Source organism: Streptomyces sp. NPDC032198, assembly GCF_040636975.1.
GTDB lineage: Bacteria > Actinomycetota > Actinomycetes > Streptomycetales > Streptomycetaceae > Streptomyces.
Map to the genome: position 1 here is coordinate 328,326 of NZ_JBEZVL010000009.1, position 14,699 is coordinate 343,024.

Annotated in this window: 13 protein-coding genes; 3 read left to right on the forward strand and 10 right to left on the reverse strand. The window is 70.7% G+C overall.

The genetic code is table 11. The annotated features are described in order from the left end of the window. Positions 1-243: 243 nt before the first annotated feature. From AB0E78_RS25380 to AB0E78_RS25400, 5 genes are all read right to left on the reverse strand, one after another. On the reverse strand, positions 244-1,677 hold the full coding sequence (locus AB0E78_RS25380) for an NAD-dependent malic enzyme (RefSeq protein WP_361836585.1): 1,434 nt from the start codon (positions 1,675-1,677) through the stop codon (positions 244-246). Positions 1,678-2,056: 379 nt separating this feature from the next. Beyond that, positions 2,057-4,423 (reverse strand): UvrD-helicase domain-containing protein, encoded by a 2,367-nt coding sequence (locus AB0E78_RS25385; RefSeq protein WP_361836588.1) that lies wholly within the window; start codon positions 4,421-4,423, stop codon positions 2,057-2,059. Between the two features lie 82 nt (positions 4,424-4,505). Further along, a complete protein-coding gene (locus tag AB0E78_RS25390; RefSeq protein ID WP_361836591.1) occupies positions 4,506-5,297 on the reverse strand; it encodes a zf-HC2 domain-containing protein in 792 nt (263 codons plus the stop codon). After that, a complete protein-coding gene (locus AB0E78_RS25395; RefSeq protein WP_344521853.1) occupies positions 5,294-5,878 on the reverse strand; it encodes a sigma-70 family RNA polymerase sigma factor in 585 nt (194 codons plus the stop codon). Before AB0E78_RS25395 ends, AB0E78_RS25390 begins: the two co-directional genes overlap by 4 nt. A 96-nt stretch (positions 5,879-5,974) precedes the next feature. After that, entirely contained in the window at positions 5,975-6,562 is a 588-nt protein-coding gene (locus AB0E78_RS25400; RefSeq protein ID WP_361836594.1) for an ABATE domain-containing protein, read from the reverse strand. A 166-nt stretch (positions 6,563-6,728) separates the two neighbouring features. Between AB0E78_RS25400 and AB0E78_RS25405 the strand changes: the two genes are divergently transcribed. After that, positions 6,729-7,328, forward strand: a complete 600-nt coding sequence (locus tag AB0E78_RS25405; RefSeq protein ID WP_361836597.1) for an anthrone oxygenase family protein — start codon at positions 6,729-6,731, stop codon at positions 7,326-7,328. Here AB0E78_RS25405 and AB0E78_RS25410 read toward each other — a convergent pair. The 3 genes from AB0E78_RS25410 to AB0E78_RS25420 all read right to left on the reverse strand — a co-directional run bounded on the left by AB0E78_RS25410 (position 7,280) and on the right by AB0E78_RS25420 (position 10,615). Continuing rightward, entirely contained in the window at positions 7,280-8,431 is a 1,152-nt protein-coding gene (locus AB0E78_RS25410; protein WP_361836599.1) for a uroporphyrinogen-III synthase, read from the reverse strand. The two genes, AB0E78_RS25405 and AB0E78_RS25410, sit on opposite strands and share 49 nt — an antisense overlap. 131 nt (positions 8,432-8,562) lie before the next feature. Next, positions 8,563-9,921 carry a nitrate/nitrite transporter gene (locus AB0E78_RS25415; RefSeq protein WP_361836602.1) on the reverse strand — a complete coding sequence of 453 codons (1,359 nt, stop codon included), beginning with the start codon at positions 9,919-9,921 and terminating at the stop codon, positions 8,563-8,565. A gap of 154 nt (positions 9,922-10,075) precedes the next feature. After that, positions 10,076-10,615 (reverse strand): MarR family transcriptional regulator, encoded by a 540-nt coding sequence (locus AB0E78_RS25420; RefSeq protein WP_361836604.1) that lies wholly within the window; start codon positions 10,613-10,615, stop codon positions 10,076-10,078. Between the two features lie 136 nt (positions 10,616-10,751). On the opposite strand from AB0E78_RS25420, the gene AB0E78_RS25425 reads away from it, so the two are divergent. Both AB0E78_RS25425 and AB0E78_RS25430 read left to right on the forward strand, forming a co-directional pair. After that, on the forward strand, positions 10,752-11,714 hold the full coding sequence (locus tag AB0E78_RS25425) for an EamA family transporter (RefSeq protein ID WP_361836606.1): 963 nt from the start codon (positions 10,752-10,754) through the stop codon (positions 11,712-11,714). Positions 11,715-11,786: 72 nt separating this feature from the next. Beyond that, positions 11,787-12,431, forward strand: a complete 645-nt coding sequence (locus tag AB0E78_RS25430) for an NAD(P)H-binding protein (protein ID WP_361836609.1) — start codon at positions 11,787-11,789, stop codon at positions 12,429-12,431. Between the two features lie 27 nt (positions 12,432-12,458). Here the strand turns inward: AB0E78_RS25430 and AB0E78_RS25435 are convergent, their stop codons facing one another. Together AB0E78_RS25435 and AB0E78_RS25440 are read right to left on the reverse strand one after the other, a co-directional pair. Continuing rightward, positions 12,459-12,998: a hypothetical protein gene (locus AB0E78_RS25435; protein WP_361836612.1), complete on the reverse strand. Its 540-nt coding sequence runs from the start codon at positions 12,996-12,998 to the stop codon at positions 12,459-12,461. A gap of 419 nt (positions 12,999-13,417) precedes the next feature. Beyond that, positions 13,418-14,674, reverse strand: coding sequence for an acyltransferase (locus AB0E78_RS25440; protein ID WP_361836814.1), 1,257 nt, complete (start codon positions 14,672-14,674; stop codon positions 13,418-13,420). Positions 14,675-14,699 lie beyond the last annotated feature (25 nt).

The following is a 14,699-nucleotide window of genomic DNA, read 5'->3' on the forward strand; positions in this document are numbered from 1 at the left end:
CATGATGGGCACAGCGAAGCCGATGCTGCCAGGGTCCTCGGTCAGGCCCCGGACCCGGGTCCGGTCATCCGGACCCTCGCGCCCAGAAAGGCATCCTGCCCCCACCTGCGGCGGGAAAGCCAATCCGGGCCCCTTGGGGTCACACGAAAAGCTTCACCGCCCCTTGGAAGGTGGCAGTCGGGGGCGCGCTTCCACGCCACCCTAGAGGGCCTTCGCGGGCCCCGCGTTCCGCGACGCGCCGTACTACTGGGCCGTGGCGGCTGTCACAGTCACCCCGGCGGCCTTCGCCGCGCTGCGCACCGCATCGGCGACCGCGCCCGCGACCTTGTCGTTGAAGACGCTGGGGATGATGTAGTTCGGGTTGAGCTCGTCCTCGGCGACGACGTCCGCGAGGGCGCCCGCCGCCGCCAGCATCATCTCCGTGTTGACGGTGCGCGACTGGGCGTCGAGCAGGCCGCGGAAGACGCCGGGGAAGACCAGGACGTTGTTGATCTGGTTCGGGAAGTCCGAGCGGCCCGTGGCCACGACCGCCGCCGTCTGGCGGGCGATCGCGGGGTCGACCTCGGGGTCGGGGTTCGCGAGCGCGAACACGATGGCACCGTCGGCCATGGCCGCGACGTCGTCCGCGCCCAGGACGTTCGGGGCCGAGACGCCGATGAAGACGTCCGCGCCGACGACCGCTTCCTTGAGGGTGCCGCGGGCGCCCTCGGGGTTGGTGTTGTCGGCGATCCAGCGCAGCGGCGAGTCCGGCGCGGCGTCCACGAGGTCCTCGCGGTCCGCGTGCACGACGCCGTGGATGTCGGCGACGACGGCGTGCTTGACGCCCGCCGCGATGAGCAGCTTCAGGATGGCCGTACCGGCCGCGCCCGCACCGGACATGACGACCCGTACGTCACCAACGCCCTTGCCCACCACGCGAAGTGCGTTGGTGAGAGCGGCCAGTACGACGATGGCGGTGCCGTGCTGGTCGTCGTGGAAGACGGGGATGTCCAGGGCCTCGCGAAGGCGGGCCTCGATCTCGAAGCAGCGCGGCGCCGAGATGTCCTCGAGGTTGATGCCCGCGAAGCCGGGGGCGATCGCCTTCACGATCTCGACGATCGCGTCCGTGTCCTGGGTGTCCAGGCAGAGCGGCCACGCGTCGATGCCGGCGAAGCGCTTGAAGAGCGCCGCCTTGCCCTCCATGACGGGCAGCGCGGCCTTCGGGCCGATGTTGCCGAGCCCGAGAACGGCCGAACCGTCCGTTACGACCGCAACGGAGTTGCGCTTGATGGTGAGGCGGCGTGCGTCCTCGGGGTTCTCGGCGATCGCCATGCACACGCGGGCCACGCCCGGGGTGTAGATCATGGAGAGGTCGTCGCGGTTCCGGATGGGGTGCTTCGACTGCATCTCGATCTTGCCGCCGAGGTGCATCAGGAACGTACGGTCGGAGACCTTGCCGACCGTGACACCCTCGATGGTGCGCAGCTGCGCGACGATCTCGTCGCCGTGCGTCGTGGAGGTCGCCGCGATCGTGACGTCGATCCGGAGCGCCTCATGGCCGGAGGCCGTGACGTCGAGGCCGGTCACCGAGCCTCCGTGGGACTCGACGGCCGTGGTGATCTGGGAGACCGCGGTGCCGCTCGCGGGCACCTCCAACCGGACCGTGTTCGAGTAGGAGACGCTGGGCGCCGTTGCCATGGCCGACTTCCTCTGCTTTCACCGTGTTGCTCTTGCCGTCCGATCGTCGCACCTACCACTGAGTACGTGGTAGCCGCCTCGGATTGCGAACTTTTCGTTCACCAGGTTTTCGGAAACTAGTTTCCACCATACGAGAAGTTGGCGGCAGTCGGTAGGGGGAAACGGAAACCGGTGGTTGAAAACCGGAAGAGGCCCCCGTCACGTGGTGACGAGGGCCTCTCTCTGACGCTTATGACACCGACCCGCCATGCTCGCCTCGCGGCAAGTGGTCGCTCGTAGCGACGAAGGTTGGGCCCGGGGGCTTGGATCGGGCCGGTGCCACATCAACGGTAACAAACGATCCCCGCAAGGCAATTCCCGTACCGCAAAGTCATTCAAGTCATTCGCGGAGCAGGTCCGGCACGCCCTCCGCGTCGGGCTCGTCGCGCTCCCCCGACAGCACCGTGAGCTGCTGGGTCGCCCTGGTCAGCGCCACGTACAGGACGCGCAGGCCCGCCGGGGACTCGTCCGCGATCTCCGCCGGAGAGACGACGACCGTCGCGTCGTACTCAAGTCCCTTGGCCTCCAGGCTGCCGAGCGCGACCACGCGGTCGCCCAGGCCGTCGAGCCATCTCGCCGCCTGCTCGCGGCGGTTCATCGCCACGACGACGCCGATGGTGCCGTCCACCTGGTCGAGGAGCCGTGCCGCCTCCTCGCGCACGGAAGCGGCGAGGTCCTTGTCGCGTACGACGGCGAAGCGGGGCTTCACTCCGGTGGACCGGACGGCCGATGGCGACTCGGAGCCCGGCATCGCGAGCGCGAGCACCTTCGCGGCGAGATCGGCGATCTCGGCGGGGTTGCGGTAGTTGACGGTCAGGGTGAAGCGGCGGCGCGGGCGGGTGCCCAGGGCCTCGTCACGGGCCGCCGCGGCCTCGTCCGGGTCGGACCAGGAGGACTGGGCGGGGTCGCCGACGATCGTCCACGTGGCGTGCCGGCCCCTGCGCCCGACCATGCGCCACTGCATGGGGGTCAGGTCCTGCGCCTCGTCGACGATGACGTGCGCGTACTCGGTGCGCTCGGCGGCGAGCCGCTCGGCGCGCTCACGCTGGGACTCCTCGCGCTGCGGCATCAGTTCGTCGAGCCCTGTGAGCAGGTCGAGGGGGTCCAGATCCTTCTTCTTGCGGGGCTTGGGCGGCGTGCCGAGGATCGACTGGAGCTCGTCGATGAGCGCCACGTCGTGCACGGACAGGGCGTCCCGCTTGAGCGAGCGGGCGACCTTGCGGACCTCGCCCGGGTTCAGGACGCGGCGCGACCAGCGGCCGAGGCGCCGCTCGTCGCCCATCGCGGAGAGCACGGCCCGCGGGGTGAGTTCGGGCCACCAGGCGTCGAGGAAGCGGATGAAGTCGTCCTCGGACGTGATGTCCTCGTCGAAGGACGAGCGCAGCTCGGCGGCCAGCTCCGGGTCGCTGTGCCGGCCCGCGGAGCCCGACTGGGACCACAGGGCGTCCAGGAGGAGCTTGCGGGCGCGCGGGCGCAGCAGGTTGACGGGAGCGGTGCCGCTGAGCGCGTTGCGGCGGATGCGGCCCAGCGCGTCGGCCTCCAGTTCCAGGCGGCGCCCGAAGGCGACCACACGCAGCCGTGTGGGTGTCTCGGCGGGGGCCTGGGACCGTTCGGCTGAGTCCTCGTCGTCCTCGTCGCCGAAGGCGAGCTGGCCGTCCTGCGAGGCGGCCTTGGGCGCCGTCCCCGCGCCGCCCTCCAGGGCGCCCCGGGCGGCCTTCCGCAGGACGTGCAGCATCCGGGACGAGCCCTTGACCCGGGCCACCGCGGGAGAGTCGTAGACGGTCGCCTCCGCCGTGCCCGAGGCGTCGTCGGCCAGCGCGCCCACCGCGCGGATCGCGACCTGCCCCTCCTCGCCCAGCGACGGAAGGACACCCTCGGTGTAGGCCACGAGCAGCGGCGTCGGCGAGACGATGAGGATGCCGCCCGCGTACCGGCGGCGGTCCTGGTAGAGCAGGTAGGCCGCGCGGTGCAGGGCCACGGCGGTCTTGCCGGTGCCGGGGCCGCCCTCGACGTACGTCACGGAGGCGGCGGGGGCGCGGATCACCATGTCCTGCTCGGCCTGGATCGACGCCACGATGTCGCGCATGGTGTGGCTGCGGGCCTGGCCGAGGGCCGCCATCAGTGCGCCGTCGCCGATGACCGAGAGGGAGTCGCCGTTCAGGGTGGCCTTGAGCTCCGGGCGCATGAGGTCGTCCTCGACGCCGAGGACCTTGCGGCCCTTGGAGCGGATGACCCGGCGGCGCACGACACGGCCCGGGTCGACCGGCGTCGAGCGGTAGAAGGGCGCCGCGGCCGGTGCCCGCCAGTCGATGACCAGCGGGGAGTAGTCGGCGTCCAGGACGCCGATACGGCCGATGTGCAGGGTCTCGGCGATCTCGGCGGTGTTGTTCGCGCTGATCGCGTCCTCGGCCGGCTCGACCGAGGTGTAGGCCCCGTCCGGGCCCTTCTTGCCGTCCTTGCCGAGGAGCAGGTCGATCCGCCCGAAGAGGAAGTCCTCGAACTCGCTGTTGAGGCGGTTCAGATGCACTCCCGCGCGGAACACCTGGGCGTCCCGCTCGGCGAGCGCGCCGGGCGTGCCGACCTGCGAGCGCTTGGCCGCGTCGGTCATGAGGAACTCGGCCTCGTGGATCTTCTCCTCGAGACGCCGGTAGACCTGGTCGAGATGTTCTTGTTCGACGCTGATCTCACGGTCGCGTACGTCGGCCACCGAGGCCCCTTTCCGGACGTGCAGCTGCTCTATTGAGCAGCCGTCTACCGTACGCGAAAGGGGGACCCCTTGTGCACTTCTCCTACGCGTCGACCTTCACCAGGTGCTTGCCGTCGAAGGTGGTGACCTCGAAGTGGTCGATGTCGTTGCGGTCCATCGCGGCGCCCCCGTGGACGTACAGGGGGCTGCGCGCCCACTTGTTCGGGCTGTCCTTGATGCCGTAGCCCCACTTCGGGACGGACCAGCTGGTGACCGTCTCCTTCTCGCCGTTCTTGCCGACGGCGACGAGGGAGCACTTGAGCGGGCCCTTCACGTTCTTCAGCTCCAGGACCGCGTGCGTGCCCCAGGCCTTCTCCTCCGTGCCGACCGTGGCGCTGACCTTGGTCTTCGGGTCCGTGGCCTTCATCTTGTCGCTCATGTGGTTGAAGAAGGCGTCCTCGGCGGGACTCGTGGGGTGCGGTTCGCCCGCCACGTCCTTCGAACCGCCGTCGTCGCTCACCGCGAGAACCGTGAGCGGCCCGCCGATGATCAGTGCCGCCGCTGCCGCCACCAGGTACATGCCGCGCCTGCGCTTCTGCGCGCGCCTGACGGAGACCTCGTCCACGAGCCGGTCCGCGAGGCGCGGGCTCGGCCTCGCGGCGAGCTGTTCGCCGATCGCCGGTACGCCGCGTGCCTCCGGAAAGTCCGCGAGCGCGGACAGCATCGGCTCCATCCCGGAGAACTCCTCCAGCTGGTGCGCGCAGAACTCGCAGCCCGCCAGATGTGCCTCGAAGGCCGTGGCCTCCGCGTCGTCCAGGATGCCGAGGGCGTAGGCGCCGACGGTCTCGTGCACGTCGCCCTGCGCGCCATGACTGGTGTAGTCGGACTCGTTCATGCCGTCACCCCCCGCTCCTCGAGCGCCAGCTTCATCGAACGCAGCGCGTAGAAGACCCGCGAGCGCACCGTCCCACTCGGTATACCCAGTGTCTCGGCCGCCTCATTGACCGTACGCCCCTTGAAATAGGTCTCGACAAGTACCTCCCGGTGGGCGGGAGTCAGGTCGTCGAGCGCATCCGAGAGTGTCATCAGCCACAGCGCCTTATCGATCTCGTCCTCCGCGGGGATGACCTCCAGCGGCGACGGATCGACCTCCTGCGGCCGGGCCTGCCGGCTGCGGTGGCCGTCAATGACGATGCGCCGGGCGACCGTCACCAGCCAGGGGCGTACCGAACCGGTCGCACGGTTGAGCTGACCGGCGTTCTTCCAGGCACGGATGAGCGTTTCCTGTACGACATCTTCGGCGCGCTGCCGGTCTCCCGCCACCAGACGGAGCACATAGGCGAGAAGTGGCCCCGCGTGCTCGCGGTAGAGGGCGCGCATCAACTCCTCGTCCGGTCCGTTGCGTTGCGGGACCAGACGATGTCGGTGCGGGCGTTCCTGCGGGCGCTCATCGGCCACGGCGGAATCCTTGCGCACGTCTGCCTCCGGTGTCCGCTCTTCGTCTTGGCTGGCTCACCGGGGATGTACGTACACGGGAGCGGCCGTGTTCAGCCGCGCCCGGAAGAATTTTGATCAGGCCCGCGCGAGCGCCGCCCGCCGCCGGTGTCTGGCCACCCGTTCCCGGTTGCCGCACACCTCGCTGGAGCACCAGCGGCGGCGGCGCCCGCGTGACGTGTCCAGGTAGACGATGGGGCAGGTGTCGCCCTCGCACTGGCGCAGCAGGGCGCGCGCGGCCGGGTCGGTGAGCAGGTCGACGGCATCGCGGGCGACGACGGCGAGCAGCGCCGCACACCCGGGGTCGCCGTCGAGGATGCGGACGAGGCCGCCCTCGGGGGTGCGGACGGCGCGCGGGGCGGGCGGGGCCGGCACGGCGAGGGCGTTGACCCTGGCCAGCGGGGTGTCGGCGGGCCGCCCCGCCAGTTCGGCGAGCACCAACTGCTCGATGTGCGCCCGCAGTTCACGGAACGCGACGAGCCAGACCGGGGCCGCTCCCGGCAGGGCCGTGCGATCCGGGATGAGCCCGGCACCCGCGAGCCAGGCACGCAGCCGGTCCACGGAGTCGAGCCGTTCCACGGGATGGTTCGTCGCCACGAGGTCCAGACAACTCCGCCCGGAGTCGAATCGCAGCTCGTACGTGGCCGGGTCCATGCCCAGTGCCATGCGCCTGTCACCGCCTTGTGGGGTTACCGGTGAGTGCTCCCCCTTACAGTGCCTCGCCTCGGGCGGGTGCGGAACCCCTGCCACCGGGCCCGGGTGAGACGCCCGCTTATGGCAATGCGCCGCACAACCATGGTCCAGGGCGCGCCCACCCGCTTGACTCGGTCCCATGACAGACACACGTGGGACGGACAGTCGGGGACGGGGCACCGCCGGAGTCGTGCTGGGGGCGGCCGCCGTCACCATGGGGCTGATCGCCGGAGCCTTCTACATTTTCGCCTGCGCGGTGATGCCCGCCCTCGGGCGCAGCGGTGACCGCGTCTACATCGAGGTCATGCAGAACATCAACGACGTGATCCAGAACCCGGTCTTCTTCGCGAGCTTCATGGGGGCACTGCTCTTCACGGCCGTCTCCGCCTGGCAGTTGCGCGGGACGGGCCCGCACCGCTGGGTCGTGGCGGCGCTCGTCGTCTACGTCGTGGCGTTCGCCCTCACGTCGTTCGTGAACGTGCCGCTGAACGACGACCTCATGGACGCCGGCGACCCGGCGAAGATCGCCGATCCGGCCGCCGTACGCGAGAAGTTCGAGGACGCGTGGGTGGCGTGGAACATCGTGCGGGCCGTGCTCTGCACCCTCTCGGCCGCACTGCTCGTGCGGGCGCTGGTGCTGTTCGGCAGGTCCGGCAGGTCCGGCAGGTCCGGCAGGGGTGAACGTCCCGGTCAGTCCGCGTACTTGGACTCGGCGACCGGGTCGAGCGCGAGCCGGTAGCCACGCTTGACCACCGTCTGGACGAGCTTCGGGGCGCCAAGTGCCGTACGCAGCCTGGCCATCGCGGTCTCCACGGCGTGCTCGTCACTCCCCGCGCCGGGCAGTGCCCGAAGCAGTTCGGCGCGGGAGACCACCCATCCCGGGCGCCGCGAGAGGGCCCGCAGCAGCGACATACCGGCGGGCGGCACGGGCCGCAGCTCGTCGTCGACCAGGACGGCGTGGCCGCGGATCTCGACACGGTGCCCCGCGAGGGGCAACGTACGGGCGCGGGACGGCAGTTCCTGGCAGAGGATCTGTACGAGGGGCCCGAGCCGGAAGCGTTCGGGCTGCACGGTGTCGATGCCGAGGGCCTGGAGCGGCAGCGCGGTGACCGGCCCCACGCAAGCCGACAGGACGTCGTGCTGAAGGGCGGCGAGGAGCTCGGCGGACATCCCGCGGTCCTCGGCGCGGGCCAGCAGGGACGCGGCGGCGGGCGCGCTGGTGAAGGTCAGCGCGTCGACGGCGCGGGCGACGGTGGCGTCGAGGAGCCGGTCGACGGGTGCGAGGTCCTCGGGCGGCATCCACCGGTAGACGGGCACGCCCACGACGTCCGCTCCCCCGGCGCGCAGCGACTCGACGAAGCCGGGCAGCGGCTCGCCGTGCAGCTGGAGCGCGATGCGCCTGCCGTCGACGCCTTCCGCGAGCAGCCGGTCGAGCACCTCCGCCATCGACTCGGACGAGGGCGACCACTTCTCGGTGAGCCCGGCGGCGCGAATGGCGCCTTTGACCTTGGGCCCGCGGGCCAGCAGCTCGACGCCCCTCAGACATCCCAGGAGCGCCTCCCCGAAGCCCCATCCGTCGGCGGCCTCGACCCAGCCGCGGAACCCGATGGCGGTGGTGGCGACCACGATGTCGGGCGCGTGGTCGAGCAACTGCTTGGTGGCGGAGAGGAGTTCGCTGTCGTCGGCGAGCGGAACGATGCGCAGTGCGGGAGCGTGCTGGACGGTGGCGCCACGCCGCTGGAGCAGCGCACCGAGCTCGTCGGCGCGCCGGGCGGCGGTGACGCCGACGGTGAATCCGGCGAGTGGGGCGTTCTGGTGACCGTTCTGAGGGGTCGCGTGCATGGCAGCTGCTCTCGTCCCGCTAGTACCGCGTGATGGATGGGCCGGGGTTGGACGAGCCTGCCAACGGCCCGTGACAACCCCGGATCATCACGATGTCGTACGTGTTACACCAGCCTACGACCACCCCTCCGTCAGACTTCCGCGTACGTGAGCTGGGGCTTCGTCTCCGCGTCCGGGGTCTGCCCGGAGTCCGGCGTCGCCGCCGGGCGGCGAAGGTATACGGCCCACGTGACGCAGAAGCAGGCGGCGTAGAAGGCCAGGAAGGCGACGAAGGCACCGGTCCCGGACCCCACGGTCTGGAAGGACTGCCGGAAGGCGAGGTTGATCCCGAGCCCGCCGAGCGCCCCGACGGCGCCGATGAGCCCCATGGAGGCCCCGGAGAGCCGCCGCCCGTAGGCCGCGGCGGCCTCCCCCTGGAGCCCCTTCTGCCCGGCCTTGGCCTGGAAGATGCCGGGGATCATCTTGTACGTCGACCCGTTGCCGAGCCCCGTGAGCACGAACAGCACGACGAAGGCGGCGATGAAGAGGGCGAGCGACTCCCGCATGGAGGCGATGACGACGACGGCGGTGGCCGCGCCCATCCCGACGAAGTTCCACAGGGTGATGCGGGCCCCGCCGAACCGGTCGGCGAGCCGCCCGCCCACGGGCCGGATCAGCGAGCCGAGCAGCGGCCCGATGAAGGTGACGGCGGCGGCCTGCAGCGGCGTACGGCCGAACTGGGTCTGGAGCACGAGCCCGAAGGCGAAGCTGTAGCCGATGAAGGAGCCGAAGGTCCCGACGTACAGGAACGCCATGATCCAGGTGTGGGCGTCCCGGACGGCCTCCTTCGCGGCGCCGGTGTCGTTCTTCACCGTGGCGAGGTTGTCCATGAAGAGGGCCGCGCAGAGGGCGGAGACGAAGATGAGGGGGATGTAGATCCCCAGGAGCACGCGGGGTCCGCCGCCCGCTCCGATGACCGCGAGTCCGGCGAGCTGCACGACGGGCACACCGATGTTGCCGCCACCGGCGTTGAGCCCGAGCGCCCACCCCTTCTTCCGCAGCGGGAAGAAGGAGTTGATGTTGGTCATGCTGGAGGCGAAGTTGCCGCCGCCGACGCCGGTGAGCAGGGCGCACAGCATGAAGGTGGTGTACGAGGTCCCGGGCTCCATGACGAGGAAGGCCGCGACGGTCGGGACGAGGAGCGCGCCGGCCGCGATGATCGTCCAGTTGCGCCCGCCGAAGCGGGCGACGGCGAAGGTGTACGGGACGCGGGCGACGGCGCCGACGAGGGTCGCCATGGACACCAGGAAGAACTTTCCGGCGGGATCGATCCCGTACTCGGGCCCCATGAAGAGCACCATCACGGACCACAGGGTCCAGATGGAGAACCCGATGTGTTCCGACAGGATCGAGAACACCAGGTTCCGCCGGGCGACCCGCTCCCCTTCCTCCTCCCAGAATTTCCCGTCTTCCGGGTCCCACCGTTGGATCCACATGCCAGACCTCCGCATCTCCACAGCCGGCGGCTGATGGCTGATGGCCCGAAGGTAGGGAGGCCGCATTTCAGCCCTGTGGCACGCGGTGACCACCGGGGAACTTCGCTCTCACCTGGGCGCGGGGCGGGCGGTGAGGGGCGGGCGGTGAGGGGCGCGGTGGCGAAGGGGCTCAGCCCAGGTGGGTGTCCCCCAGGGATACGAGCAGCCTGCGCAGCACCCCGTCGAGGGCGCCGCGGTCCTCGGGGGTCAGGGCCGCGAGCATGCGTTCTTCGTTCGTGATGTGGTCGACCACCGCGCGGTCGACCAGGTTCAGGCCCGCGTCGGTGAGCCGGACGCGGATGGCCCTGCGGTCGGCCGGGTCGGGGCGGCGTTCGATCAGGCCCTTGCGCTCCAGCTTGTCGAGGCGGTTGGTGATGGCACCGGAGGTCACCATCGCGGACTTCAGGAGGCCGCCCGCGGTCAGTTCGTGCGGGGCGCCGACCCGCCGCAGCGTGGCGAGGACGTCGAACTCCGCGAACTCCAGGCCGTACTCCACGAAGACCTTCTTCATGCCCTTGCTCAACAGGTGATCGGCGCGCTTGATGCGGCCCACCAGGGCCATCGCGTCCAGCGCGGCGAGGTCCAGGTCCGGGCGCTCGCGCCGCCACTGGCCGCGGAGCTCGTCGATGGCGTCGGCTTCCTTCGACGGCTCGGGCTCAAGCTCAGCCATTTTCCGCGTTCCTCTCTCGACAGGACCGGCCCCGCTCAATACCTCAACGTTCAGATACTTGACGTTCGCAGACCTGGGGTCCATATTTATCTCAACGTTGAGAATAACAGCGTTGAGGAGTCGAGGGGGAGCAACCATGTCCATCCACAGCCCGCGAGCAACCACCGCCCACCGCCCGACCGGCCAGGGCGGCCCCGTCCCCGCGGTTCCGGCGTCCCCGGCGCCGCGGACCTACGCCCTCGCCGCCGCGGGCCTCGCGGCCATCGGCCCGGCGACCTGGGGCACCACCTACGTCACGACCACCGAACTCCTGCCCGCCGACCGCCCGTTGCTCGCCGCGGCCCTGCGCGCGCTGCCCGCCGGGCTTATCCTCCTCGCGCTCACCCGGCGGCTGCCGCGCGGCGACTGGTGGTGGAAGGCGGCTGTACTCGGGGTGCTGAACTTCGGGGCGTTCTTCCCGCTCCTCTTCTTCGGCGCGTACCACCTCCCCGGAGGTGTCGCCTCGACGGTCAGCGCCGTCATGCCGCTCCTGGTGGCCGGCTTCGGGATCGGCGTGCTCAAGGTGCGCCCGTCCAGCCGTACGCTCCTCGCGGGACTCGTGGGTGTCGCGGGAGTGGCCCTGCTGGTCCTGCGCGGCAGCGCGGCGGTGGACCCGGCGGGCATCGCGGCGATGCTGGCGGCGACCACGCTGATGGCCCTCGCGGTCGTACTCAGCAAGCGCTGGGGCCGCCCCGAAGGGGTCTCGCTCCTCACCCTCACGGGCTGGCAACTGACGGCGGGCGGCCTGGTCCTGGCCCCCATCGCCCTCACCGCGGAGGGCCTGCCGGACCACCTCACGGGCGCCAACATCGCCGGGTACGTGTACCTCGGGGTGATCGGCACGGCCATCGCATACGCCCTGTGGTTCCGCGGCATCGAACGTCTCCCCGCGTCGTCCGTGTCCTTCCTCGGCCTGACCAACCCGGTGGTGGCCACGCTCGCCGGCCTCCTGCTCCTGGGCCAGACCCTGACGGCCTGGCAGGTGGGCGGCCTGGTGCTGGTACTGGGGAGCGTGCTGCTGGGCCAGAGCGGTGGCGCGAGGCGAGCAAGGCAGAAGTAACGAAAACAACAGCCAACCAAGCAAACCCGCACCCGACCACTCCCCTCCCCCAGCCATCAAGGAGCTGACGTCATGCGCATCACCGTCTTCGGAGCGGCAGGAAACGTAGGAAGCCGAGTGGTCGCGGAGGCTCTGTCCCGTGGGCACGAGGTGACGGCGGTGGTCCGCGACGCGGCCCGCTACCCCGAGCTGCACCCCGCGGCCACCCACCGCACGGGCGACGCCGAGAACCCGTACTCCATCACGGAGTTGAGTACGGACCAGGACCTCGTGATCAACGCCACGAGACCGGCGCCGGGCCGGGAACACGAGCACGCGGCCATCGCCAAGTCACTCCTGGAGGGCCTGGCCGGCACCGGTGTGCGTCTGCTGATCGTCGGCGGCGCGGGCAGCCTGACGGTGCCCGGCACGCAGGGGGTCTTGGCCATCGACGACCCGACGTACGTGCCCACGGCGTGGCAGCACATAGCCCAGGCATCCAACGACCAGTACGAGGCGGTCCGGACGGCGGACACGGACGTCGACTGGACGTACGTGAGCCCGTCCGCGGTCCTGGAGCCGGGCACGCGCACGGGAACGTTCCGCCTGGGGCGGGACGAACTGCTCGTGGACGAGACGAACAACTCGTCCATCTCCATGGAGGACTTGGCGATAGCGCTCCTGGACGAGGCGGAGACCCCGAGGCACGGCCGAACCCGCTTCACGGCAGGCTACTGAGCTCCGGTCAGGCGGGGTCGGACGGAGTCAGGCGGTGTTGATCCAGGGCAGGACGTCGCTGCCGCCGCCCTTGTCCCACTTGATGGTCACCTCGTCGTCGGCCTGGGTGAGGTTCGCCGAGACGTACTTCGCGTCGTCGCCGGTGCCGCACTTGAGGGCGATGCGGAAGCCGGTGCCGTTCTGCTCCCGGCCGAGCCCCATGCAGAGGCCGTCGCCGCCCGCGTCGATGTACGACACCGAGTGCTTGCCCTTGCCCTGGCCCGAGGTCAGCTTGGACCCGATGGTGAGGGTCTTGCTCTCGGCGTTCTGCCACTGCCCCTGGTACCCGGTGTCACCGGCGGGCCGGGACTTGTCGCCCCCGCCCAGGGGGTCTTCGGTGGTCGGATCCTCGGAGGGCAGCGCCTCCGACTCGGACACGGAGGGCTCGGCGGAGGGCCCGGCCGAAACACTCTTGTCGGCCTGCGGCTTCCTGCCACCGCCACCTTCGTCATCGCCGTCACCACCGGTGGCAAGAAGGACCCCGCCCCCGACGAGCGCGGCCACGACGACAACGGCCCCAACGATCAAGGCGATCCGCTGCTTACGAGAACTTCCCGGAGGGGGAGGCGGCGGATAGCTCCCGTACGGGGCCGGAGGCTGAGGCGGCCCGTAGGGACCCTGCGGGCCCTGCCCATACCCGGGCGGCTGCCCATACCCGGGCGGCTGCTGAGGAGGCGCCCCACCGTACGGCCCCTGCCCCGCATACGGATTCTGCCCATCGGGCTGCGGCGGGGGCGGCGGAGCCCCATAGGGCCCGGCGGGCGGCTGCTGGGGTGGGCCGAATCCGTCCTGCGGCGGCTGGCCGGGAGGTTGGGTCATGTCGGTTCGGGTCCCCTCGCTGTCCGGCCCCTCACAGAGCCCAGCGAAGACCCCCTGCCCCCGCCCACTCCCCAACATCCACTAGATGGCACCCCCACACAAGCCCCGCCCACCGCACGCGCGTTCCCCTACCGAGCCCTCCGCCCCTTCCCCGACTTCGCCGACTTCCCCGACTTCGCCCCGTTGGGCCACAGCCTCGGACTCCGCTTCGCCGCGAAGTCCTCTATCCAGCCCACCGCCAGGACCATCAGGCCGATCAGGGGCCAGACCAGGACCGTCATCCACACCATGTATGTCGTGTCGAGCGCCGAGCTCCAGCGTTCGTTCTCCATGAACGGCAGGTCGTACGCCATGTCGATGATCGGCACCGTGGCCATGATCAGGAGGTTGTGCCAGAGGTAGATCGTCACCGCTCGGTTGTTGGAGAGGGTGATGAGCTTGTCCCAGCGCTTCAGGCGGCCCGGGAGCTCCTGCCACGACGGGGAGTACTGGAAGAGGATGACGACGAAGCCGAAGGACCACGCCGCCTGGGCGAGGGGGATGTCGTTCAGGTCCCAGCCGTCCGGGCCCAGGTGGCCCGAGGCCCACCACAGGCCGAAGGCCATGATCAGGGTGGAGACGGAGACCGCCAAGTAGCGCGGGACCCGGGCGAGGACGCCCTCCTGGTGGGCGAAGCCCAGGACCCAGCAGCTGCCGTACACCGCGAAGTCCGACACCGCGTTGCCCGTCTCGCCGGGAATCTTGACGATCTCCGTCGCGAGCACCGCCGTCAGGGCGAGCGGCGCGAACAGCGTCGCCCACGGGACCCGGCGGAACGCCCACAGCAGCAGCGGCGACGCGATCACGAACCAGAGGTACGCGCGGATGTACCAGAGCGGGCCCGCGGCCTGGGCCGGCCAGGTGTCCTCCAGGAGGCCCGCCTTGTCCCCGATGTGCCAGGGGAAGGGCGGGGCGCCGATCGGGAACACGTAGTTGAGCATGCTGACCAGGCCCCATGTGCCCCCGTGGTCCGGGTCCTTGGTGACGTTCCAGCCACCGTAGAAGAGGAGGAACAGCGCCACCGCGCTGAACGCCCACATGGGCGGGAGCAGACGGCGGATGCGGCCCCTGATCACGCCCCACGCCGGGCGCTTCAGCGAGCGCGCCATCAGCGCGCCCGCCAGCGCGAACATCACGCCCATGGACGGGAAGATGATCGTCAGCCAGGCCCAGCCGAACAGGTGGTAGATGACGACGCGGACCAGCGCCAGGGAGCGCAGTACGTCGAAGTAGCGGTCGCGGCCCGGCTTCTTGGGGGCGGCGGGAACCGGCGCGGCCGGGGGCGCCGGAGCGTAGGCCCCCGGGGCGTAGGCCGCCGGGCCTCCCAGCCCGGGGGGCGGCGGCATCTGCGGCAGCGGTTGCGTGGGATGG